General features: G+C 73.1%; 19 protein-coding genes. 8 read left to right on the top strand and 11 right to left on the bottom strand.

Features of this window, described 5'->3' with window-relative positions; genetic code table 11:
- Window positions 1-24 precede the first annotated feature (24 nt).
- On the top strand, window positions 25-7,599 hold the full coding sequence (locus ACPZVR_RS13395) for a DUF5979 domain-containing protein (protein ID WP_436700098.1): 7,575 nt from the start codon (window positions 25-27) through the stop codon (window positions 7,597-7,599).
- 66 nt (window positions 7,600-7,665) lie between these two features.
- Here the strand turns inward: ACPZVR_RS13395 and msrA are convergent, their stop codons facing one another.
- The 3 genes from msrA to ACPZVR_RS13380 are packed head-to-tail and all read right to left on the bottom strand — an operon-like array spanning window position 7,666 to window position 9,508.
- A complete protein-coding gene (gene msrA, locus ACPZVR_RS13390; RefSeq protein ID WP_436700097.1) occupies window positions 7,666-8,304 on the bottom strand; it encodes a peptide-methionine (S)-S-oxide reductase MsrA in 639 nt (212 codons plus the stop codon).
- A 40-nt stretch (window positions 8,305-8,344) separates the two neighbouring features.
- Entirely contained in the window at window positions 8,345-9,277 is a 933-nt protein-coding gene (locus ACPZVR_RS13385) for a DUF5995 family protein (protein WP_436700096.1), read from the bottom strand.
- A gap of 45 nt (window positions 9,278-9,322) precedes the next feature.
- On the bottom strand, window positions 9,323-9,508 hold the full coding sequence (locus tag ACPZVR_RS13380) for a hypothetical protein (protein WP_436700095.1): 186 nt from the start codon (window positions 9,506-9,508) through the stop codon (window positions 9,323-9,325).
- Window positions 9,509-9,677: 169 nt separating this feature from the next.
- Here ACPZVR_RS13380 and ACPZVR_RS13375 point away from each other — a divergent pair, with 169 nt between their 5' ends.
- Window positions 9,678-10,844, top strand: a complete 1,167-nt coding sequence (locus ACPZVR_RS13375; protein ID WP_436700292.1) for a cystathionine gamma-synthase — start codon at window positions 9,678-9,680, stop codon at window positions 10,842-10,844.
- A 22-nt stretch (window positions 10,845-10,866) separates the two neighbouring features.
- Entirely contained in the window at window positions 10,867-12,207 is a 1,341-nt protein-coding gene (locus tag ACPZVR_RS13370) for an AI-2E family transporter (protein WP_436700094.1), read from the top strand.
- On the opposite strand, the gene greA is transcribed toward ACPZVR_RS13370, so the two are convergent.
- Together greA and ACPZVR_RS13360 are read right to left on the bottom strand one after the other, a co-directional pair.
- The gene (gene greA, locus ACPZVR_RS13365; RefSeq protein WP_436700093.1) at window positions 12,195-12,701 is read right to left on the bottom strand and encodes a transcription elongation factor GreA; all 507 of its coding nucleotides are present in this window, start codon (window positions 12,699-12,701) and stop codon (window positions 12,195-12,197) included. The two genes, ACPZVR_RS13370 and greA, sit on opposite strands and share 13 nt — an antisense overlap.
- 54 nt (window positions 12,702-12,755) lie before the next feature.
- Entirely contained in the window at window positions 12,756-13,178 is a 423-nt protein-coding gene (locus ACPZVR_RS13360; RefSeq protein ID WP_436700092.1) for a DUF4307 domain-containing protein, read from the bottom strand.
- A 41-nt stretch (window positions 13,179-13,219) separates the two neighbouring features.
- On the opposite strand from ACPZVR_RS13360, the gene mca reads away from it, so the two are divergent.
- Both mca and ACPZVR_RS13350 read left to right on the top strand, forming a co-directional pair.
- Window positions 13,220-14,119 carry a mycothiol conjugate amidase Mca gene (mca, locus tag ACPZVR_RS13355; RefSeq protein ID WP_436700091.1) on the top strand — a complete coding sequence of 300 codons (900 nt, stop codon included), beginning with the start codon at window positions 13,220-13,222 and terminating at the stop codon, window positions 14,117-14,119.
- A gap of 28 nt (window positions 14,120-14,147) precedes the next feature.
- Complete coding sequence (locus tag ACPZVR_RS13350) at window positions 14,148-14,453, top strand: hypothetical protein (RefSeq protein WP_436700090.1); 306 nt, start codon at window positions 14,148-14,150, stop codon at window positions 14,451-14,453.
- Here ACPZVR_RS13350 and ACPZVR_RS13345 read toward each other — a convergent pair.
- The gene (locus ACPZVR_RS13345; protein WP_436700089.1) at window positions 14,438-15,049 is read right to left on the bottom strand and encodes a TetR/AcrR family transcriptional regulator; all 612 of its coding nucleotides are present in this window, start codon (window positions 15,047-15,049) and stop codon (window positions 14,438-14,440) included. The two genes, ACPZVR_RS13350 and ACPZVR_RS13345, sit on opposite strands and share 16 nt — an antisense overlap.
- A gap of 43 nt (window positions 15,050-15,092) precedes the next feature.
- Here ACPZVR_RS13345 and ACPZVR_RS13340 point away from each other — a divergent pair, with 43 nt between their 5' ends.
- Window positions 15,093-16,364, top strand: coding sequence for an oxygenase MpaB family protein (locus ACPZVR_RS13340; protein ID WP_436700088.1), 1,272 nt, complete (start codon window positions 15,093-15,095; stop codon window positions 16,362-16,364).
- On the opposite strand, the gene ACPZVR_RS13335 is transcribed toward ACPZVR_RS13340, so the two are convergent.
- The 4 genes from ACPZVR_RS13335 to ACPZVR_RS13320 all read right to left on the bottom strand — a co-directional run bounded on the left by ACPZVR_RS13335 (window position 16,354) and on the right by ACPZVR_RS13320 (window position 19,805).
- Window positions 16,354-17,343, bottom strand: a complete 990-nt coding sequence (locus ACPZVR_RS13335; RefSeq protein WP_436700087.1) for a hypothetical protein — start codon at window positions 17,341-17,343, stop codon at window positions 16,354-16,356. The genes ACPZVR_RS13340 and ACPZVR_RS13335 overlap by 11 nt on opposite strands.
- Window positions 17,336-17,863, bottom strand: a complete 528-nt coding sequence (locus ACPZVR_RS13330; protein WP_436700086.1) for a SigE family RNA polymerase sigma factor — start codon at window positions 17,861-17,863, stop codon at window positions 17,336-17,338. The genes ACPZVR_RS13335 and ACPZVR_RS13330 overlap by 8 nt, the downstream gene beginning before the upstream one ends.
- 72 nt (window positions 17,864-17,935) lie before the next feature.
- On the bottom strand, window positions 17,936-19,252 hold the full coding sequence (locus ACPZVR_RS13325) for an HNH endonuclease signature motif containing protein (protein WP_436700085.1): 1,317 nt from the start codon (window positions 19,250-19,252) through the stop codon (window positions 17,936-17,938).
- 100 nt (window positions 19,253-19,352) lie between these two features.
- Window positions 19,353-19,805, bottom strand: a complete 453-nt coding sequence (locus ACPZVR_RS13320) for a hypothetical protein (protein ID WP_436700084.1) — start codon at window positions 19,803-19,805, stop codon at window positions 19,353-19,355.
- Between the two features lie 161 nt (window positions 19,806-19,966).
- On the opposite strand from ACPZVR_RS13320, the gene ACPZVR_RS13315 reads away from it, so the two are divergent.
- Window positions 19,967-20,356 (top strand): MmcQ/YjbR family DNA-binding protein, encoded by a 390-nt coding sequence (locus ACPZVR_RS13315; protein WP_436700083.1) that lies wholly within the window; start codon window positions 19,967-19,969, stop codon window positions 20,354-20,356.
- Window positions 20,357-20,365: 9 nt separating this feature from the next.
- On the opposite strand, the gene ACPZVR_RS13310 is transcribed toward ACPZVR_RS13315, so the two are convergent.
- Window positions 20,366-21,037, bottom strand: coding sequence for a PaaI family thioesterase (locus ACPZVR_RS13310; RefSeq protein WP_436700082.1), 672 nt, complete (start codon window positions 21,035-21,037; stop codon window positions 20,366-20,368).
- A gap of 16 nt (window positions 21,038-21,053) precedes the next feature.
- On the opposite strand from ACPZVR_RS13310, the gene ACPZVR_RS13305 reads away from it, so the two are divergent.
- Window positions 21,054-21,833, top strand: a complete 780-nt coding sequence (locus ACPZVR_RS13305; RefSeq protein WP_436700081.1) for an enoyl-CoA hydratase-related protein — start codon at window positions 21,054-21,056, stop codon at window positions 21,831-21,833.
- Window positions 21,834-21,865: the final 32 nt, after the last annotated feature.

The following is a 21,865-nucleotide window of genomic DNA, read 5'->3' as shown; positions in this document are numbered from 1 at the left end:
GTATTCGCTGACCGTTCTTCCGGCATGCCGTCAGGACGGTGGGACGCCTACCGGCGCGTCGGCGTCCGGTTCCTGGCCCTGGCCCTGATGGCCGGGGGCATCAACATCGGCGTCGGACTGTCGCCGGCCACCGTGCCGGCGGCCCAGGCCGCCACGATCACGATCGGCCAGGTGACCGCGCAGATGAGCGATCACGCCCCGACCAGTGGCAACTGCATCCGGTACGCGCCGACCAACACCCCGACCAGCTCGGCCTACGTGACCTCGTCGGGCGAGGCGCGCACCGCCCACGGCTACAGCAACAACTGCCCGCAGAACCTCAACACCGGCACCCAGAGCGCGGTCGGCGTGGTGCCGACGGCCGCCACCACCGCCCAGGACGGGACGCCCTTCCTGCTCGGCAAGGTGACCCACTACAACAACCCGGTCACCACCAGCGATGACCGCTTCACCGGGAAGATGAGCTTCCGGCTCGCCGGTGTCACGGGCGCCAACACCTTCACCTGGGACTGGACGCTGTGGGAGACCTCGAACAGCCAGTGGAGCTGTCCCTCCGGGTGGTGGAAGGGCAGCGGCAACTGCCTGGACCAGATCAAGTTCACCAGCGCGATCAGCCAGCAGACCGTCACCATCGGCGGCGCCGGCTACCGCCTCGCCGTCGACGGGTTCCGGGAGCCCGCGTCGAACGGCACCTGCCCCGCCACGCCGGGCAGTGCCACCTCCGACGAGTTCCTCACCAACGAGAACGCCCAGACCTCCGCCTGCATCTACGTCAGCCTGGTGCAGGTCCGCAGCCTGAAGATCGTGAAGAAGGTCGTCGCGCCGTCCGGTGTCTCCGTGCCCAACACGTCCTTCGGGTTCGGCTCGACGTCCAACCGCACCGGCTCGCCGTGGGACGCGGGCTCCTTCAGCCTGACCTCCAGCTCGAGCACGTCCGACTCCACGACCAAGGAGCTGCTGCAGACCGAGTCGGTGTCCGTCACCGAGACCGCGCCCAGCGGCGCCGGCAGCGACCGCTGGGCACTGACCGGCATCGCCTGCGTCGACGGCACCGGTGCGACGGTCCCGCAGGCGGCGTACGACCTCGCGGCCCGCAGGCTCGACCTCACCAACGTCCCGGCGCCGGCCACGACCGCCGCCGGTCCGATCGTGTGCACCTTCACGAACACCTACACGCCCAAGGGCACCCTGACCCTGGTCAAGTCCGTCCAGAACAACGGCGGCGGCAGTGCGAACCCGGCCAGCTTCACCCTGACGGCGACCGGGCCGACGACGATCTCGGGCACCGGCGGCTCGGCGGCGATCACGTCGCAGCGCGTGAACACCGGCAGCTACGACCTCAGCGAGACGGGCCCGCTCGGCTACGTCAGCCAGGGTTGGTCGTGCACCGGCGGCACCGGCAACGGTGCGAACGGCTCGGTCACGGTCGGTGACGGGCAGAACGTCACCTGCACCGTCGTCAACCGCTACCGGACCGGCACGTTCACGATCGCCAAGACGGTCGCCGACCCGGCCAACGGCTTCACCGGTACGGCGAGCACGCCGTTCACCGGCACCTACAACTGCGGCAGCGGCGATGTCGCGTTCTCGGTCTCGACCGGCACCGTCTTCACGTCGCCGGCCATCCCCGTCGGCCGGACCTGCACCGTCACCGAGACCCAGCCGACCGGCAACCTGAGGAACCCGTCGTACTCGTGGTCGGCGCCCACGTACGCCGACAACGGCGTCACCATCGCCGACGGCACCAGCCCGACGGTCCGGATCACCAACACGATCACCCAGGCCACGGGCTCGATCCGCGTCGTCAAGACCGTCGCCCCGCGCGCCGGCACGCCCGCCGGCGGCTACACCGGTGGCGAGGGCCGGGTCTTCCCGGTGACCTACACCTGCTCGCTGCCGGCCGCCACGGTCGTCGCGTCCGGTACGGTCGACGTCACGCCGGGCACGCCGGCCGTCGTCGCCGGCGTCGCCGCCGGCGCCACCTGCACGTTCACCGAGACCCAGACCGCGAAGCCGGGCGACTTCGCCGACGGCTCCTACGGCTGGGACGGCAACGCGTTCGCGCCGGCGAGCATCACCGTCGCGGCCGGCCAGACCACGTCGACCACCGTCACCAACCACTTCAAGCGCGACCTGGCCGACCTTGTCCTGAAGAAGGTCGTCCAGGGCGGCGGGTACGTCGGCAGCGGCACGCCGTTCGCCGTCACCTACGACTGCGGCAACAACCCGATCACCGTGAACCTCGCGGCGAGCGGTGCCCAGAGCCAGCAGACCGTCTCGGTGCCGGCCAACGTGAACTGCACGGTGGTCGAGACCGCCCCCGCGGGCGACCTGCTCGCCCCGTCGCACGAGTGGGGCACGCCGTCCTATGCCGGCCTCACCAACGGCGTCGTCGCCGTGCCGGCCGGCGGCTCCAGGACCGTCACCGTCACCAACCCGACGGTCCCGGTCCACGCCCAGCTCTCCGTCACCAAGGCGATCGCGCCGACGGCGCTCGCCTCGGGGGTCGCCTCCGGCACCACCTTCCCCGTCACGGTCGCCTGCGACCGGCCGGCCAGCGGCGGCGGCGCGGACTACCAGCACACCTTCGACCTCGCCGTCGGGGACACCGCCACCACGCCGGACCTCCCGGTCGGGACGTCGTGCACCGTCACGGAGACCGCACCGAGCGGCTCGACCGGACTGGTCGACGAGTCCTACGTCTGGGACGGCGCGCCCGCCCCGGTCACGAAGACGCTGAGCACCAAGGACACCACGGTCGGCGTCACGGTGACCAACAAGCTGAAGCGCGCCTACGGCGACCTGGCCGTCACCAAGGCGGTCGACGGGATCGACGGCGTCAACGGCGCCGGCACCACGTTCTCCGGGACCTGGTCGTGCGTCTACGGCGGCGACGCGCCCGTCACCGGCACCTGGCAGCGCACCGGCGCGGGTGCCGCCGCGGTCAACGGTCCGACCGGGTCGATCCTGCTCGGCTCGACCTGCACGATCACCGAGAACACCCCCTCGCCGGCCGCACCCAGCGCCACCGACGCCTCCTACGTGTGGGGCGCCGAGACGATCACCCCGGCGAGCGTCAAGGTCACCAAGGCGAACCCGACGGCCTCGTTCCGCGTGACCAACCCGGTGCGCCGGATCACCGGGTCGTTCGCCGTCGGCAAGGTCGTCACCGGCGGAGCCGCCGGCACGGCGTACGCCGACCAGCCGTTCACCTTCGACTACTCCTGCACCCCCGCCGGCGGCGGAGCCGCGGTGACCGGCACGCTGGACGCCCGCGCCGGCCAGACGACCGGTCTGCCCGCGGGCGTCGAGATCCCGGCCGGCAGCTCCTGCACGGTCACCGAGGGCGCCAACCCGGCGCCGATCGACCCCTACCGCTGGGACGACGGCGTCACCTTCGCCGTCACCGGCGCGACCGGCTCGCCCTCGGGACGCAGCGTCGCGTTCACCACGCCGGCCGACGGCGGGCCGGTCACGGTGCAGGCCACCAACACGATCAGCCGCCGCGACGCCGAGGTCACGGTCGCCAAGCGGGTCGTCGACCCCGACGGCGGGTTCACCGGGGCGGCGAGCACCACCTTCGAGGTGTCGCTGACCTGCGCCGGCACCACCTACGGCCCACGCGAGGTCACGGCGGGCGCCGAGGCGACCTTCACCGTGCCGCTCGGCGCGACCTGCTCGGCGAGCGAGGCTCCGATCCCGGCCGGGGCCGGCCTGGCCGACGCCTCGTTCGCGTGGTCGACCACCCCGGACATCGCGCCGGCCTCGGTCAAGGCGACCGAGGGCTCCTCGCCCGCGATCACGGTGACCAACACCGTCGAGCGGGTGCGCGGTGCGGTCGACCTGACCAAGATCGTCGACGAGGCCGGGCACTCCGGCGTCCTCGACGCCGACCGCACCTACGCCGGCACCTGGTCCTGCACCTACGACGGACGCTCCGTCGGCGGCACCTGGACCGTGGACGGCGCGGGCGCGGCCACCCTGACCGGGCCGGCCGACGCCGTCCTGGTCACCTCGCGGTGCACCGCGACGGAGGACGACCGCGGTCCGGTGGCCGACGATCCGTCGTACGTCTGGGCGGACCCGGTGCTCACCGGCGTGGAGGTGAGCGCCGCCGGGCCGAACACGATGACGGTCACCAACACGATCGAGCGCCGGACCGGCGGGCTCCTGGTGACGAAGCAGGTCACCGGCGAGACCGACGGCTACGGCCGCACCGAGGCCGACTTCACCGTGGCCTACCGCTGCTACCTCGCCGACCCGGCGACCGGCCCCTTCTTCGAGGGTGAGGTCCAGGTCGTCGCCGGTGCCGCCGCGGTGCCGTTGGCGGCGGGGATCCCGCGCGGCTGGACCTGCGAGGTCCGCGAGACCGCGCCGTCCGCCGACCTGCTGCGCGACGCCTCCTACGCCTGGGGCGAGCCGACCCTCGAGATCGACGGCGAGGAGACCGACACCGTCGAGATCGACGCCGACAGCGCGAGGGTCGCGGTCGACAACCCGGTCACGCGGGTCACCGGCGACCTCGAGATCCGCAAGGCCTACGGCCCGGGCGTCGTCTCGGGCGTGGTGGACTCCGGCACCGACTTCGGCGGCGACTGGTCGTGCGTCTACGACGAGGGCGAGGCGACGGAGGAGACCTTCTCCGGCACCTGGCGGGTCACCGGCACCGGCGACGCCACGCTCACGCCCCACCCCGACCTGCCGCTCGGCACGGTCTGCTCCGCGACGGAGGACGCGCTCGACGACGACGACCTCACCGACACCTCCTGGCAGTGGACCGCACCCGAGGTCTCCGGGCCGGTCACCGTCGGGGCGGCGACGCCCGCGCTCGTGGTCACCAACGACGTGAAGCGGGTCCACTCCGACCTCACCGTGGTCAAGGAGTACGCCGGCCCCGCGGCCGCCCTGCCCGGCGGCACCACCGTCCAGGGCGCCTGGAGCTGCTCCTACGACACGACGGTCGTCGGCCAGGGCCGCTGGGAGCTGCCCGCGACCGGCGGCGCGGTACGGGTCGCCGGCCCGGCCGATCGGATCCCCGCGGAGTCGGTCTGCACGGTCACCGAGGACACCCCGGACGACGCCGACCTCGCGGACGGGTCCTACACCTGGCTCGCTCCGGTCCTCGCGCCGGACGGCGGCGTCGTGACCCTCACCGCGACCGGTGGGCAGCAGGTGACGGTCACCAACGACGTCGCACGCGTCTACGGGACCCTGGCGATCACCAAGGAGATCGCGGGCGGCGAGTCGATCGACGACGACCTGACCTTCACCGGCGGCTACCGCTGCACCTACGCGGGCGACGACCCCGTCACCGGCACCTGGACGGTCACCGGCGCGGGCACCTTCACCGTCGGCGGCGTCCTGGTGGGCTCGACCTGCACGGCCACCGAGGACACCACGGTCCGGCCCGCGCCGGTCGCCGGGGACCCCTCGTTCGTCTGGCAGGCGCCGGTCGTGGCGCCCGACGCGGTCACCGTCGGGGCCGGGAGGACGGTCACCCTGACCGTCACCAACACGGCGTCGCGGACCACGGGTGCCTTCGCCATCACCAAGGCGCTGACCGGCGCGACGGCGGGGGAGCCCGCCGGCCAGACCTACACCTTCGACTACTCCTGCGTCGCCCGGAACGGCGACAAGGTCGAGGGCACCTCCGACGCGATCGCGGCCGGCGGGATCTGGAACGCGCCGGACGTCCCCGTCGGGAGCGCCTGCACCGTGGGCGAGAACCCGCTCCCCGCGCTCGGCGACCCCTCCTACGCGTGGGCCGCGCCGGCGTACGACGTCGACGGGGTCGACGAGAACGGCGTCAGCACCGGGCCGGGCGGCGTGACCTTCACCGTCCCCGACGGCGGGGCGGCGGTCGTCGTCACCGTCACCAACGAGCTCCAGCGGCACACCCGTGCCGTGGAGGTCGCCAAGACGGTCTCCGGGACGAAGGCGGGCTATGTCGGCGGCGACTTCGCCGTGGACGTGACGTGCACGCCGGTCAGCGGGGCCGAGATCACGCGGACCCTGACGGTGTCGCCGACCACGTCGGGGACCGTGAGCGACGTGCCGATCGGCTCGACCTGCACCGTCCAGGAGCAGGCGACCCGGCCGGCACTCGCCGACCCGTCGTACCGCTGGGGCACGCCGACCTACGCCCCGTCCGGCCCGGTGAGCGTCACCGCCGGCCAGGGACCGGTCCGGGTGACGGTCGACAACCCGATCAGCCGGGTGTTCGGCACCTTCACCGTGAAGAAGGCGCTGACCGGCACCGGTGTCCCCGCGGGCGTCCCACAGGGCGCCACCTACCCGTTCGACTACGCCTGTGACGTGCCCGGCGCCGACGAGCCGGTGACCGGCCGGATCGAGGTGCCCGTCGGCACGGCGACCGAGTACGACGGCCCGCGGCTGCCGCAGGGCAGCACCTGCCGGCTCACCGAGCCCAGCGAGGACCTGCCGGCTCCGGAGCGTGGCTACGCGTGGGGCGAGGTCGGCTACACCGTCGACGGCGACGCCGCCGGCTCGGGTCGCGACGTCGACCTGACCATCGGCGCCGACACGACGGTCGCGGTCGTCGCCACGAACACGCTGCACCGCACGCCGGGCGGCTACCGCGTCGCGAAGACCTCGGACCCGGGCTCGGGCGCGGTCGTGGCCCCCGGGGACGTGATCACCTACACCCTCACGATCACGCCGGACGGCACCAACCCGGTCGACGACGTGGTGGTCGTGGACGATCTCGCCGAGATCGCGCCGTACGCCACCGCGGTCGGCGACCCCGTCGCCAGCCGGGGCACCGCCGTCGTCGACGGGCAGGAGATCCGGTGGAGCGCGGGGACCGTCGACGGCACCGAGCCGCTGACCCTGACCTACCGGTACCGGGTGGACGCCGCCGCGGTCGGCGTGGAGCTGCGCAACGTGGCCTCCGCGACGGGCGAGGTGCCGCCGACCACGTGCGAGCCCTGCCAGACGACGCACGAGACCAAGGCGGAGTGGGAGCTGACGAAGTCGGCCGACCCGGCCTCGGGCTCGCGGGTCTCGCCGGGCGACACGATCACCTACACGCTGACGGCCACCAGTCGGTCCCGCAAGAGCGCGGTCGCCGGCATCGTCGTGGAGGACGACCTGACCGCCGTCCTGGCCCACGCCGCGCTCCAGCCGCTCGGCACACCGAGCGCGGGCAGCGTGACCCGGACGGACGACCGCCTGGTGTGGCGAATCCCGTCGCTGGCGCCGGGAGCGGTCGCGACCCTGCGCTACACGGTGGTCGTCAACAGCGGCGCCTGGGGCGTGACCCTGCGCAACGTGGTCAGCGGCACCGCGGAGGAGACGCCGCCTGCGTCCTGCCCGAAGGTCGGCAGCCCGGCTCGGGTCGCGGACCTGTGCACCACCGAGCACACCACGCCTCCGGGCGAGGTCGGCGGCGTCGAGGACGGCGGCGGCACGAAGGGCGGCGGCGACCAGGGCGACGTGGACGGCGCGACCGCGCTGCCCGACACCGGCAGCTCCGCCGGCCTGCCGTGGTACCTCGTCTCCGGCGTGCTGATGCTGCTGTGCGGCGGCTACCTGGTCAGCCGCAACGCCCGGGACCGGAAGGGCACCCACCGAGCCTGAGTCCTCCGGTCCTGGTCCGCGGCGGCCCGTTGCCACCGGCAGCGGGCCGCCGTCGGGGCCGACCCCTCAGGCGGGGAAGGGGATGCCCGTGTTGGCGTGGCAGCGGTAGCCGTGCGGGACCTTGTGGAGGTACTGCTGGTGGTGCGGCTCGGCGTAGTAGTACGCCGGCGCGGGGGCGATCTCGGTGGTGATCGCGCCGTAGCCGCGACCGGCGATCTCGTCGCCGTACACCCGGGTCAGCTCGCGCGCGGTCCGCTCCTGCTCGGGGGTCGTGTAGTAGATCGCCGAGCGGTACTGGCTGCCGATGTCGTTGCCCTGGCGCATGCCCTGGGTCGGGTCGTGGACCTCGAAGAACCGCTTGACCAGGTCGGCGTACGAGACGCGGGCGGGGTCGAACACGATCCGGACGGCCTCGGTGTGGCCGGTGCGGCCGCTGCAGACCTCCTCGTAGGTCGGGTTCGGGGTGTGTCCCCCGGCGTACCCGACGGAGGTCGACCACACGCCCGGCACCTGCCAGTAGATCTCCTCGGCACCCCAGAAGCAGCCGAGGCCGAAGATCGCGACCTCGAGGCCGTCGGGGACGTCGTCGGTCACGAGCGGGGTGTGCAGCACCTCGTGCTGCGCCGGGAGGGCGAACGCCGGGGCGGGGCGGCCCGGCAGCGCCTCGGCGGGGGAGACCAGATCGGGCGTGCGGCGGGAGAACATGCCCCCATTCTCTCCCCGCCGGCAAGAGCGCCCGGACGACTCAGCCGTGGGCGGCGCACCAGGTGTCGCGCTCGGCCGGCCTCGCCCGGAAGACCGTGCGGATCAGCTGGGCCTGGAGCGCCGAGTACAGCTCGATCTCCTTCTCCACCAGCCGCCGCGCGGCAGGCTTCTTCGCGAGCACGAGCGCCTCGGCGTGGCGCCAGACCATCTCGCGCCACCCGCGCATGATGACGCCGGCCACCGCCTCCTCGGCCGTGCCGGCGTCGATGTCGTCGAAGGTCGGGTCGAAGCGGGCCGCCTCCTCCGCGAACACCGGGGCGTAGAGGCCGTCGAGCCGGTTGTTGTAGCGGTTGTGGTCCTGCTTGTGGCTGCCGGCGGGCCCGGAGAGGCCGACGGCGGCGAGGACCCGCGGGAAGTCGCTGTTGATGTGGGCGTTCATGGCGAGCAGGAAGTTGCCCAGGCCGCTCATCGCCCGGTCGTCCTCGGCCTGGAGCGCGATCCGCCAGGCCGTGGGGATGCCCGTGCGCTCGCCGGCCTCCCACCGGCCGGTGGTGTCGAAGTACATCTCGGCGAACACCGCGTCCACCCGGTTCAGCCAGGCCCGGTCGTCGAAGTAGCCGCTGCGCACCGCGTCCCGGACGTTCTCGGTCACCCGGAGGTAGGCCAGCGAGAAGATCGCGCTGTGCGAGCAGCTGCTCGCCAGCCCCGCGAGCCGGGCCTCCATCCGCGCGACCACGTCGTCGATGCACGCGTCGGCGCCGTCGACGCAGACGTCGCCGGTGTACGGCGTCGCCGGCACCGGGATGGGCGCGAGTAGCCCGACCAGCCCGTCCAGCGGTGGCAGGAGCAGGCCGCGCAGGGGATCCGGGTCGTCGTCGTACCCGGCCGCGGAGGCCGGCGGCGCGACCAGCGCGCCGAGCGCGAGCAGGCTGGGCAGGACGACGGCGGCCAGGAGCCGGGTGAGGGCGGTCACATCCCGAGAAACGAGCGTCTGCTCGCTCTGGTCACGTCGACCCGCTCACCTCAAGGCGTCGAGTAGCTCGCCGTCCTCGATGTAGAACAGCTCAGGGCACGGTGCCAGAGGGTGGGCGGCGGCCTCGGCGGCTGCCGTGTAGATCAGCTGACCGAGTCGGAGATCTGGATTCCGACGCCATGCCTCGGCCACGGCAGCCAGGACGTCGTCAATCCGCTGAGGGTCGCGCATAGATCGAGCGTAGGCAGTTGGGGAGCGTCGTGCCACGAGGTTTCGACGCAGCGGATTCTGTCGGCCTCGGAGTGTTGGCGGCGGACGACTCCAGGAGCACCTGCTGCATGCGCCTGAGTAGGCTCGTACGGTGAGCGCCAACGACATCAACGGGGACAGCAGCGGGCACATCGACGAGCACCTGGCCGGCGCCGGCTTCGAGACGCGGGCCATCCACGCCGGCTATCGGCCCGACCCGACCACCGGTGCGGTGATCCCGCCCATCTACGCGACCTCGACCTACGCCCAGGACGGCGTGGGAGGGCTGCGGAACGGCTATGAGTACAGCCGCTCGGCCAACCCGACCCGGACCGCGCTGGAGTCGACGCTGGCGGCGCTCGAGGGCGGGGCGCACGGCTTCGCCTTCGCGTCCGGCCTGGCCGCCGAGGACACGCTGATCCGTGCGCTGTGCCGGCCCGGCGACCACGTCGTGCTGCCCAACGACGCCTACGGCGGCACCTTCCGGCTCTTCGACAAGGTCGCCACGGCCTGGGGGATCGAGCACAGCCCGGCTCCGGTGACCGACGTCGACGCCGTCCGCGCCGCGATCCGTCCGGGCACGACCCGGCTGGTCTGGGTCGAGACCCCCACCAACCCGCTGCTCTCGATCGGCGACATCGAGGCGCTCGCCGCGGTCGCCCACGACGCCGGGGCGCTGCTCGTCGTGGACAACACCTTCGCGTCGTCGTACCTCCAGCAGCCGCTGGCCCTCGGCGCCGACATCGTCGTCCACTCGACGACGAAGTACGCCGGCGGCCACTCCGACGTCGTCGGGGGAGCGCTCGTCGTGGACGATGCCGAGCTCGCCGAGCGGATCGGGTTCCACCAGAACTCCATCGGCGGCGTGGCCGGCCCGTTCGACGCGTGGCTGGTGCTGCGCGGACTGAAGACGCTCGCGCTGCGCATGGAGCGGCACAGCGACAACGCCGAGAAGGTCGCGGACTTCCTCACCGGTCACCCGGCGGTCGGTCAGGTGATCTACCCCGGGCTGGCCGACCACCCGGGGCACGCGGTCGCGTCGCGCCAGATGCGGCGCTACGGCGGCATGGTGTCGTTCCGGGTGAAGGGCGGCGAGGAGCAGGCGCTCGCCATCTGCGCCGCGACGAAGGTCTTCACGCTCGGCGAGTCGCTGGGCGGGGTCGAGTCCCTCATCGAGCACCCCGGTCGGATGACCCACGCCAGCGTGGCGGGCACCGACCTCGAGGTGCCGGCCGACCTGGTCCGGCTCAGCGTCGGCATCGAGACGGCGGAGGACCAGATCGCCGATCTCGAGCGCGCGCTGGCCGCCACGACCTGAGCGCATCATCTAGCCTGACCGGGTGACCAGCGAGGAGCCGACCGAGCCCGCCACGTCGGGGGAGCCCGACGCGTCGACCGAGTCCGAGCAGGACCACGCGGTCGAGGAGGCACGCGAGGACGAGCCGCCCCTGGGGCCCGACGAGGGGGAGCGGGAGGAGCGGCTCTTCCGCCGGTTCGCCCACCAGTGGGCGCTGGCCCGCGAGGAGCGGGAGGAGCGGCGGCACGAGCCGCCGAGCTTCGCGACCGGTCCGTCCAACCTGCGCCGGGCGGAGGTGCCCTACGGCCTCGACCTGGCCGCCGGCTGGGCCTGGCGGCTGCTCCTCATCGCGGGTGCCGGCTACCTGCTCATGTGGCTGGTCGGCTACTTCGCGGTCGTCACGGTGCCGCTCGCGGTGGCGCTGCTGATCAGTGCCCTCGCCGCGCCGTTCGTGCACCTGGTGACCCGGCTCGGCGTCCCCCGCGGGCTGTCGGCGCTGCTGGTCGTCATCACCGGCTTCGCGGTGGTCGGCGCGTTGCTGACCTTCGCCGGTCAGCAGGTCGCGGCCGGCGCCCAGGACCTGGCCGACTCCACCGTCAAGGGCCTGCAGGAGATCCGCGACTGGCTCAAGGACGGGCCTCTCAACGCCAGCGACTCGCAGATCAACGACTGGATCAAGAGCGCCCAGGACATGATCCGCGAGCGCTCCCAGGACGGCGAGGTGGTCACCCAGGTCACCGAGGTGGGCGCCGCGGTCGGCCACGTCGTCGCGGGCTTCTTCATCGCGCTGTTCGCGACCTACTTCTTCCTCGCCGACGGCGACCGGATCTGGTCCTGGATGGTCCGGCTGGCGCCGCGTGCCGCGCGCGAGCGGGTCGACAGCTCCGGCCGGGTCGCCTGGCTCTCGCTCGTGCAGTTCGTGCGCGCCACCGTGATGGTCGCGCTCGTCGACGCGATCGGCATCGCGATCGGCGCGGCCATCTTGAAGGTCCCGTTCGTGCTCGCCATCGGCGTGCTGGTCTTCCTCGGCGCCTTCGTGCCCATGATCGGCGCGACGATCGCGGGCAGCGTGGCCGTCCTGGTCGCGCTCGTCGACCAGGGACCGGTGACCGCCCTGCTGATGCTGGCCGTGGTGATCGGCGTGCAGCAGGTCGAGGGGCACGTGCTGCAGCCGTTCCTGCTCGGGCGCTGGGTGTCGGTGCACCCGCTCGGCGTGATCCTCGCGATCGCCTGCGGCGTGCTCGTCGCCGGCGTCGCGGGTGCGCTGGTCGCCGTACCGCTGGCGGCCGCGGCGAACGCCGTGGTCCTCCACCTGGCCGAAATGGCCGAGCCGCCGACCCCGGAGGAGGCCGGCGGCTCGGGGGAGGAACGTCAGCCGGCGTAGGGCCGTGCGTCGAGGATGATCACGGTCTGCTGCTTGCCGTTGACCTCGTAGGAGACGGTCTCGCCCTTGCTCCGGCCGTTGATCGCCTGGCCGAGCGGCGACTGCGGCGAGTAGACGGTGAGGCCCTCGGGCTCGATCTCGCGCGCGCCGAGGAGGAAGGACTCTGCCTCGTCGTCGTCATCGCCCTCGAACTTGTAGGTCACGACCATGCCCGGCTCCACGACGCCGTCGTCCGGCGGCGTCTCGCCGACCTCGGCTCGGCGCAGCATGTCCTTGAGCTGGAGGATGCGGGCCTCGTTCTTGCCCTGCTCCTCCCGGGCGGCGTGGTAGCCGCCGTTCTCCTTCAGGTCACCCTCGTCTCGCGCAGCACTGATCTCGGCCACGATCTCGGCGCGCCGGGGTCCCTGGAGGTGTTCCAGCTCCGCCTGCAGCTTCTCGTAGGCGTCCTGGGTCAGCCAGATGGTGTTCTGACCGCTCTGGTCGGTCTGCGTCATGGGTGCTCCTGTACTGCTCGTCGCGTACCCCTGCGGGTGCATGAACGTTCGAGTCTACCGGTAGCGCGGCTGTCCGGCGGCCTTGCAGCCGAGCCACTCGACCGTGGTGGCACGTCGCTCGGTGCGCACGGTGAACTCCTGCACGGCGCCGTCCTCACGGCTGGGCGTGACGCTCAGCTGGCCCATGACGGCCTTGTCGTGGGAGATCGCGCGGGCCACGCAGGTCGCGTCGACCGGGCCGTCGCCGTAGGACACCCGCACCTTGATGGTCGCGGTGTGGTCGTCGACGATCGTGAAGCCGATCTCCTCCGACGAGACCGCCGGGTTGGCGTGGAAGAGCATCGCCCACAGCAGCCAGCCGAGGAAGGAGACCACGACCACCCCGGCGCCGACGACCAGGGCCGTGCGCCGGGCGCGCGAGGGCGCGCCGTAGCGCTGGGTCAACGACGGCGGCACGGGTCCGGGGCGCGGGCTCACCGATCCATGATCCCATGCGCCCCCTCCCTACGATGGGGGGCATGCCCACCACGCACGCACCCGTCACCGACCGCTCCGGGCTGCGGTTGATGCACGTCCACGCCCACCCTGACGACGAGTCGAGCAAGGGCGCCGCGTCGACGGCGATGTACGCCGCGCAGGGCGCCGACGTGCGGGTGGTCACCTGCACCGGCGGCGAGCGCGGATCGATCCTCAACCCGAAGATGGACCGCCCCGAGATCCTCGAGAACATCACCGAGGTCCGCCGCCAGGAGATGGAGCGCGCCCGCGACATCCTCGGGATCTCCCAGTCCTGGCTGGGCTTCGTGGACTCCGGCTGGCCGGAGGGCGACCCGAAGCCGCCGCTGCCGGAGGGCTGCTTCGCGCTGGTGCCGCTCGAGGAGGCGACCGAGCGGCTCGTGCGGCTGGTGCGCGAGTTCCGTCCGCACGTCATGACGACGTACGACGAGCGCGGCGGCTACCCGCACCCCGACCACATCCGCTGCCACGAGGTCGGCGTCGCGGCATTCGAGGCCGCTGGCGACCCCGACCGCTTCCCCGACGCCGGCGCGCCGTGGCAGCCGCTGAAGCTCTACTACCACCACTCCTTCAACCGGCCGCGGATGCAGGCCCTGCACGACGCGATGCTCGAGCACGGCCTGGACTCGCCGTGGGGCGAGCGCCTGAAGGAGTGGACGCCGGAGCCGGAGTGGGACGCGCGGATCACCACCCGGGTGCCGTGCGCCGACTACTTCGGCGTGCGCGACCAGGCGCTGCTGGCGCACGCCACGCAGATCGACCCCGACGGGCACTGGTTCGCCATCCCGCGCGAGATCCAGCAGGACGTGTGGCCGACCGAGGACTACGAGCTCGTGGCCAGCCACGTCACCTCGCCGACCCCGGAGGACGACCTCTTCGCGGGCGTCACCCCGGATGCCTGAGCGGCGCGCCGCCTGAGACACTGAGGTCATGCACGCTGCCGTCGCGAACGTCGTCCACGCCGCCTCCACGGGGCTGCTGTTCGCCAAGGACGAGCCGGTCGACCAGGACACGAACATCGTGGCCGGGTGGACGGCGCTGTGGATCTTCCTCGCGCTGATCGTGGCGGTCGCCCTCATCGGCTGGGCGCTGACCCGCAGCCTGCGCACAGCCGACCGCGCCAAGCAGGCCGGTGTCTACGGGGATCCCGCGGCCGACGACGCCGGTGAGGCCGGCGACGACAGGGGCCCGGACGCCGGTCCCGACAGCGGTCCCGAGGGTCACGCCAGCAGGTAGCCGCCCACCAGGGCCAGCATCTCGTCGAGCAGCTGCTCGCGGGTGACCAGGGCGGGCTGGTCGAGCACCCAGCGCATAGCGAGGGCCTCGACCGCGAGCACCACGACCCAGGCCGCGACGGCGGCATGGGGGCGGTGGCTGGTGTCGGGACGCGCCGCGAGGTAGGTCGCCACCAGCTCGCGGACCCGGCGCTCGAGGGCGGCGCGCCGCTCCCGGCTGCGCTGCACGGGCAGCTCCTCGGCCACGACCCGGAGCAGCTCGCGGTCGGCCTCCAGGGCGGTCACGAGTGCGTCGGCGGTGTCGCGCACCATCGCGGGGCCGAACTCGCCGATCCGGTCGGCGAGGGAGGCGGCGACCCGCTCGGCGACCTCCTCCCAGTAGCGGTCGATGACGACGTCGAGGATGGCGGCCTTGTCGGGGAAGTACTGGTAGAGCGACCCGGGGCTCACGCCGGCCGCGGTCGCGACCCGGTTGGTGCTGAACGCGTCGTAGCCACGCTCGACGAGGACGGCCCTCCCGGCGGCGACGATCCGCTCCACCATCTCCCGGGACCGGGCCTGCTGCGGGGCCTTGCGCACGGCAGCAGGGTAGGGCATTTGCGAATTGAATGCGAGCAATGGCTCGCGTCACGATGAGGGCATGAGCACCGACGTGGCCCCGGTGGCCGGCGACCCCCGTGAACGTCCCTACCCGACCCGGTTCCGCGCCGGCGGCGAGCGCAATCGCCGGCTCGGGCGGCCGCTCAAGCTGGCTGGGCGCGTGCGCGGCGTCGACGAGGCGCTGCTGGACCGGATCGGCCGCGCGATGTTCGAGCGCGACGAGCTCGGCGCACGCCTCGCGGACGCGATCCGTTTGCGAGGGGAGGCTCCCGGTCGGGTCCGGATGGACCAGTTCCGCCGCGCGCTCGAGGGCGGGCTCGCCGCCGTACCGGACGCGCCGCCGGCGCTGCAGGAGTTCTTCGCCGAACTCGAGACCGACCCGGAGTGGCTCGATCGCGACCTGGTCGAGGAGGGGGCCCGGGTGTTCCGGCGCCTGGGACAGAACGCGCAGGACGTCCTCCTGCAGCTGTCCCTCGTGGGCGGCTACCGGTTCGGCGGACCGACCGACCTCCTCGTCGCGACCGGCGGGCTGACGGGCAGCCAGACCCTGCGCCGCCTCGCCGAGACGCAGAAGTGGGGCGCCAGCCTCACCGACCCGCACTCCCTCCTGCCGCCCCGCGACGGGCAGGCGCCCGGCGAGGGCTGGCGGCTGACCGTCCACGTGCGGCTCATGCACGCGCTGGTGAACCACTCCTTCGAGGACACGTGGGACACCCCGACCTGGGGCCTCCCGATCAACCAGGCCGACCAGGCGTCCACGCTGGGCCTCTTCGACGGCGTCCTCATCATCGGCTCGCGTGCCCTCGGGGTCCCGGTCTCGCGCTCCGAGTCGCAGGCGCTCATGCACCTGTGGAAGTACGTCGGGTGGCTGATGGGCGTGCATGCCGACTTCCTCGTCGACGACGAGTGGGAGCGGCACCGCATCGACTACCACGTGCTGCTCGCCCAGGGACCGATCACCGAGGCCGGACCGCAGCTGGCCCGTGCCGTCGTCGAGGCGCAGGCGCTGCGACACTACCCGGGCTGGCCGGCGCCGCTGCAGCCCCTGCGGGCCCGCTACGAGCGCGAGCGCCTGCTCTCCATGCTGACCGTCTTCCTCGGACCCGAGAGCATGCGCGAGTTCGGTCTGCCGCTGCGCCCGCCGTGGGCGCACGGCTACCTCCTCGCCCTCAACACGCTGCGGTACCGCGTCCTCAAGCACCTCCCCGGCGGCCGCGACCGGCTCGCGCGGTGGGGTGGACGGCGGGCGCAGTGGCTGCTCGACAGCTACTTCCAAGGCGACCGGGAGGGCGTCGGCGAGCTCAGGGCGTGATCCCGAGCTCGGCCGTCGACAGCGGCAGCACGGCCCCATCAGCGTCCCAGCCGTGCCAGGCGAGCCGCGACGGCGCGCAGCCGTCGTCCTGGAGACGGACGACGTCGCCGCGGTCGGTCACCAGCACCAGCTGCGGTGCCGTCCCCGGCGCGGCGCAGCTCTCATCGGTCCGGCGGTCGGGGCGGCCCCAGGCGTCGTCCACCATCCGCAGCTGGCCCGCGTCGAGCGGGGTGGCCTCCTGGTCGTCGACGCGGCACACGCCCCCGCCGACGATCCGCTCCCGGCCGGGACGGGCGACGTTCGGCACCTGCGGCACGCCGCAGGTCAGCGGGCCGTCGTACGCGTGGCGATAGGCGCGGTCGTCGCGCTGGGCGTCGAGGGCGTCGAGATAGGTCCCGACGAGGTGGCCGCCGTCGACCTCATGGCCGGCCACGGTGACAGGGGAGCAGGCGCCGGCGGCGACGAGCACCGAGCGGCCGTCGGCGTAGGTGAACTGCAGCGACTGCCGGTCGCTGACCACGCTGATCGCCGCGCAACGGCCGGGGTCGAAGTCGGCGGTCGCCGCCACCCGCTCCGCCAGGTCCTCGACCTCGACGAGGGCGTCCAGCGCCGCCAGCTCGGCCAGCGTCCCGGGGGCCGGGTCGGGGCCCGGGTCCGGGCAGAGCCGGACGGCGGTCACGCCGGCGAGGCTGTCGACCTCGGTGACCGCGTCGGTGGGCTCCGGCAGCGGCGCCGGGCACGCGGGGACGCCGTAGGGGTCGCGGGGCGGGTCCGTGGCCATCCGGTCCCGGTCGTCGCCGCGGGTGCCGATCACGGCTCCGCCCGCGACACCGGCGAGCACGAGGACGGCGAGCCCGGCTCCGACCGCGCGGCCGCGGTCGCGTCGCCGTCGTGCGGTCGCCGCCAGGGCATGCGGCTCGAACACCGGCGCGTCGTCGGGGACGGCCCGCTCCAGCAGGTCGCGCAGTCGCTCACTCATCGCTCTCCTCCAGCAGTCCGGACTCGCGCAGGCTGCGCAGGGCGCGCGACGTCTGGCTCTTGACGGTGCCGATGCCGATGCCGAGCGCGGCGGCGGTCTGCGCCTCGGTCAGGTCGTCGAAGTAGCGCAGGACCACGACCGCGCGCTGGCCGCGGGGGAGCCGGGCGAGCGCCGCCACGACGTCGTGCCGCAAGCCGAGGTCGGCGTCCGCCGAGGCGCCGGCCTCGGGCAGCTCCGACGTCGGCAGCTCGCCGTTCCAGCGGCGCCGCCACCAGTCGGTGTACGTCGTCACCATGGTGCGCCGCACGTAGGCGTCGACCGCCGCCGCGTCGGCGATCCGGTCCCAGCGCCGCCAGCACTTCATCAGCGCCGTCTGGACCAGGTCCTCGGCCCGGTGCCGGTCCCCGGTCAGCAGCCAGGCGCTGCGCCACAGGGCCCGGCCGCGGGCGGCGACGTACTCGTCGAACGACGGCGTTCGGCCGGTCGCCTCGTCGTCGAGCACGGGTACAGCGTCGCGCATTCCTCCACCTCCAGGAGGCAGGACGGGCTGACGGCGCGAAAGGGTTGTCGCCCGGCCGGTCCTGCTCGCCGATCAGGCTGCGGCGTGGTTGAGGACCAGCTCGGTGACCGCGAGGTCGACCCGGGTGGGTGTGTCTTCTCTGGTGGTGGGGGTGATGCGTCGGGTGCCGGTGGGGTCGATGAGGTAGTGGGCCCCGTGGGGATCGCGCCAGATCACGATCCCGGGGAAGGGATGTCGGGCTTCCCAGCCGGCGTGGGTCTTGATCCGGTGGTGGGTGCGGGTCAGCGGGGCCAGGTTGTCGATGCTGGTCGCCCCGCCCTCGGCGTGGGGGACGGCGTGGTCGAGGTCCATGCGGCGGCTGGTGTTGGCGGCGAACGGGAACACGTCGGCGGGGTGGATCAGGTGCACCGCCTCGCGCAGGCGGGCGGGGATCTCGTACGCGTCGACCGCCGCGGTACCGGGCAGGTCGATCACCGGGGTCACGCGGACGTTCGCTCCCGCGTCGCCCAGGAGTTGCACGATCCGGCCGAGGGTGACCGGGCCGTGGCCCTCCAGACGGGCGATGGGTGAGTCGGCGTACAGGTGCAGGTAGACCGTCGCCCGCACCTTCACCGGCCCGATCTCCTCGTCGAGGTCTTGGTGCGCGGCGGGGTTCAACAACAACGCCGCGGCGGCGACGCGTCGGTCGTTGGAGTCGGCGTCGGGCAGCTGGTCCTTCAGCTTCTCGGCGAGGGCGGTGATGGCGGCGTCGATGCCGGCGATGGTGAGTATGTCGGCCTTGATGGTGAAGGTGGCCATGCCGTGCTTGTTGACCCGCGACATGCGGGCGCACCGTTCCTTGGCTGCCGCTTCCTCCCGGGCGCGGGTGAGTTCGGGTGCTGCGGCGGCGACCTTGCCCTCGACGAGGGTCTCGAACCGGGTCCAGGCCAGGCGCCCGTCGGCGACCTCGTGCACCTCGCCGTCGACCCAGGCCGCTTCCTCGGGTGTGAGGTGACGGGTGGCGTCGGCGACATGGCGGGCATGCGGCACCCGCACGGTGCCGGCCTGCACGCCGGCCCACAGCTTGGGGAGGCGGAGGTGGAGGTCGACCGCGTCGGCGATCAACCGCCGTGCGCCGTAGGGACTGGTCTGGATCCGGGCCCCGAACACCGCGGCGGCGTGCTCGGTCACCAACGGGGTGCCCGCGCCACCCGCACGACGAGCCCGGGACCGGCCCCGCCGATCCGAGGGTGGGAGCCGGTCGGGGTGGTGCAGCACCGCCCACTGGTACGCCGCCCGCAGCACCTGACGCTCGGCCTCGAGACGCGCAGCGTGTTGGTGCTCGACGAAGTCGAGCACCCCCGCCACCGACAGATCCCCGAGATCCGTCACCGCCTCTTCGCTGACCATGCCCCCACCCCACATGAGGGGTCCGACACAACCCTCCTGCGGACATGACAACGGCGCCGGTCCCGGAGGACCGACGCCGTTGACCGACGGATGTCGGTGCTCAGCCCATCGCCGCCTGCTGGCAGGTGCCCTGCGCGTCGGCGAACAGCTGGCCGTCGGCGGGGTCGATGCCGGCGGCGTTGCCGTCGGCCAGCGCCTGCAGGGTCTTCGCCGACGCCTCGTCGTAGACCTCGTCGATGAAGCAGGAGACGACCTTCTCGACGATGTCCTCCGGCATGTCGATGCCGGTCTGCTCGCCGGTGTCCTTCACGACCTCGCTGTAGCCGGCGACGACGTCCTCGCGCGACGGCTTGTCGCCGTCGGCCTCGGAGGCGTCGTCACCCTCGGTCGGCTCGTCGCTCTCGGTCTCGCCGGCGTCGGTGTCCTCGGTCTCGGTCTGCGAGGTTTTCTCCTCGGTGTCGGGCTTGTCGCCGTCGTCGCTGCCGCACGCGGTCAGCAGTCCGGAGAGTCCGACGGTCGCCGCCAGGAGCAGGCCGGGGATTCGGGTGCGCATCTTCTTCGTTGTCTCCTCAATCGGATCGAGACCTCCCTCTGGTGGGGCCTCACCGGGACTGTCCTACCCATCCGCGCCGGGGCAAACCTCGTGACTTCCTCCCGCCGGTCGCCGGGACGCCCCGGCGGTGCGCTGTCGGCGCCGTGTGGAAGGTTCATCCCGTGGCCCGCCCGACCCGTCCCGATGTCCCCGGCCCCTATGTCGCGCGCCTGCGCGCGATCCTCGCCCGGCTGCCGCAGTGCCGCGAGGAGGACGCCTGGGTCGGGGTGCGCTGGCGGGTCGAGGGCACGACGGCCACCGTCGCCCATGTGTTCGGCGGCGAGGACCAGCTGTTCCGGATCACCTTCCGCGCCGAGCCGGAGGAGGTGATGGCGTTCCAGCACCTCGGGGCGCCGTACTTCAAGGCGGAGTGGGGCGGCAATGTCGTCGGGATGCTCATCGACGACGACACCGACTGGGAGGAGCTGCGGGAGCTGCTCACCGACTCCTTCTGCCTGCAGGCGCCCCAGCGGCTCGTCGACCTGGTCGACCGGCCCGGTGCGACGGCCTGAGCGGCCCGCTCAGCCCTCGGCCGAGCGCGACCACGCCTGGTCGTCCGCGTCGACCGCGGCCCACCGCGGGATGAGGAACAGTCCGGTCGCCTCGACGGCGGCGTCCGCGCCGGGGACGCCGATCGACGCCTCGACCGTGATCTTGCGCCCCTCCTCGCCGGCGATCCGCGCCTCCATCCGGACCGGGCCCAAGGGCAGCGGCCGGCGGTAGCGCAGGGTGAGCGTGCCGGTCATGGTGAGCCGCTTGAAGCCGCTCGCGGTCTCGCCCATGATCTGGTCGAGCATCAGCGCGGAGACACCCCCGTGCACCATCCCCGGCGGTCCCTCGTACGCCGCCCCGAGCGTCATCTCGGCGTACGCGCTGCCGAAGGCGTCGTGCACGATGTCGACCGGAGGCGCGACCGCATTGCCCCGGCCGACGACGGCGTTGCCCCAGTTCCAGCTGCGGCCCTCGGAGTTGTAGCGGACCCCCGCCGGGCCCGGCAGCTGCGCGGCCCGCAGGCGCGCGACGAGCCCGTCGACCTCCGCCCGCACCGCGGCCAGCTCCTCGTCGGCGACCGTGCTGCGGATCGTGGCGTCCACGAGGTCGCGCACCGAGTCGGCCAACGCGGAGAGTGCCTTCTCGCGACGCTCGACCTCGTCGGTCGGGATCTCGTCGTGGATGAACATCTCCAGGGTCATCCCTAGATTGTCGGGCATGAGTGAGACCGCCGACGCACCGGCCAGCCGCGCCGTCCAGACCCTCCGCGTCGACCGCACCCTCGTCATCGGACTGGATCGGCCCGCCAAGCGCAACGCCATCAACGGCGCCGTCACCCGCGGCCTCGACGAGGCACTCAACCTGCTCGAGGACGACGACGACCTGTGGTGCGGCGTGCTGACCGGCGGGCCGGAGGTGTTCTCGGCGGGCGCCGACCTCGCCGAGGGGCCGGGGGAGCCCACCGAGCGCGGCGGGATCGCCGGGATCATGTCGCGCACGCGCCCCAAGCCGCTCGTCGCCGCCGTCGAGGGGTACGCCCTGGGCGGCGGCCTGGAGCTGGTCCTGTGCTGCGACCTCGTTGTCGCCGCGCGCACCGCGGTCTTCGGCTTCCCGGAGGTGAAGCGCGGCCTGATGCCGGACTTCGGCGGCGTCTTCCGCGCCCCGCGCGTCCTGCCCGCCAATGTCGCCCGCGAGATGCTGCTGACCGGCGCGCCGATCGACGCCGTCCGCGCCGAGCGGCTCGGCTTCGTCAACCGGCTCGTCGAGCCCGGCACGACCCTCGACATCGCCCTCGGCCTGGCCGCCACCATCAGCGGCAACGCGCCCCTCGCCGTCCGTGCGGCACTGGCGCTGGTGCACGACGAGATCAACGGCGACGAGACCGCCAGCTGGGCGGCCAGCCACGCCGCGCACGAGCGGCTGCTGGCCTCCGCCGATCTGGTCGAGGGGGTCGCCGCGTTCTTCGAGCGGCGCGAGCCGCGCTGGGCGGGCCGCTGACCCGCGCCCGCACGACGGCATTTCAGGGGTTC

It is taken from the genome of Nocardioides segetis (genome assembly GCF_051390595.1).
GTDB lineage: Bacteria > Actinomycetota > Actinomycetes > Propionibacteriales > Nocardioidaceae > Nocardioides.
This window is presented reverse-complemented; position numbering and strand designations above follow the sequence as displayed.

Bases quoted from the DNA above. Each gene is read 5' to 3' on its own strand.
- ACPZVR_RS13320 (WP_436700084.1), bottom strand. From the start codon at position 19,805: ATGCGCACCCGAATCCCCGGCCTGCTCCTGGCGGCGACCGTCGGACTC.
- ACPZVR_RS13380 (WP_436700095.1), bottom strand. From the start codon at position 9,508: ATGCGCGACCCTCAGCGGATTGACGACGTCCTGGCTGCCGTGGCCGAG.
- ACPZVR_RS13335 (WP_436700087.1), bottom strand. From the start codon at position 17,343: ATGAGTGAGCGACTGCGCGACCTGCTGGAGCGGGCCGTCCCCGACGAC.
- ACPZVR_RS13395 (WP_436700098.1), top strand. From the start codon at position 25: ATGCCGTCAGGACGGTGGGACGCCTACCGGCGCGTCGGCGTCCGGTTC.
- ACPZVR_RS13325 (WP_436700085.1), bottom strand. From the start codon at position 19,252: ATGGTCAGCGAAGAGGCGGTGACGGATCTCGGGGATCTGTCGGTGGCG.
- mca (WP_436700091.1), top strand. From the start codon at position 13,220: ATGCCCACCACGCACGCACCCGTCACCGACCGCTCCGGGCTGCGGTTG.
- ACPZVR_RS13350 (WP_436700090.1), top strand. From the start codon at position 14,148: ATGCACGCTGCCGTCGCGAACGTCGTCCACGCCGCCTCCACGGGGCTG.
- ACPZVR_RS13330 (WP_436700086.1), bottom strand. From the start codon at position 17,863: ATGCGCGACGCTGTACCCGTGCTCGACGACGAGGCGACCGGCCGAACG.
- msrA (WP_436700097.1), bottom strand. From the start codon at position 8,304: ATGTTCTCCCGCCGCACGCCCGATCTGGTCTCCCCCGCCGAGGCGCTG.
- ACPZVR_RS13310 (WP_436700082.1), bottom strand. From the start codon at position 21,037: ATGACCCTGGAGATGTTCATCCACGACGAGATCCCGACCGACGAGGTC.
- ACPZVR_RS13340 (WP_436700088.1), top strand. From the start codon at position 15,093: ATGAGCACCGACGTGGCCCCGGTGGCCGGCGACCCCCGTGAACGTCCC.
- greA (WP_436700093.1), bottom strand. From the start codon at position 12,701: ATGACGCAGACCGACCAGAGCGGTCAGAACACCATCTGGCTGACCCAG.
- ACPZVR_RS13305 (WP_436700081.1), top strand. From the start codon at position 21,054: ATGAGTGAGACCGCCGACGCACCGGCCAGCCGCGCCGTCCAGACCCTC.
- ACPZVR_RS13345 (WP_436700089.1), bottom strand. From the start codon at position 15,049: ATGCCCTACCCTGCTGCCGTGCGCAAGGCCCCGCAGCAGGCCCGGTCC.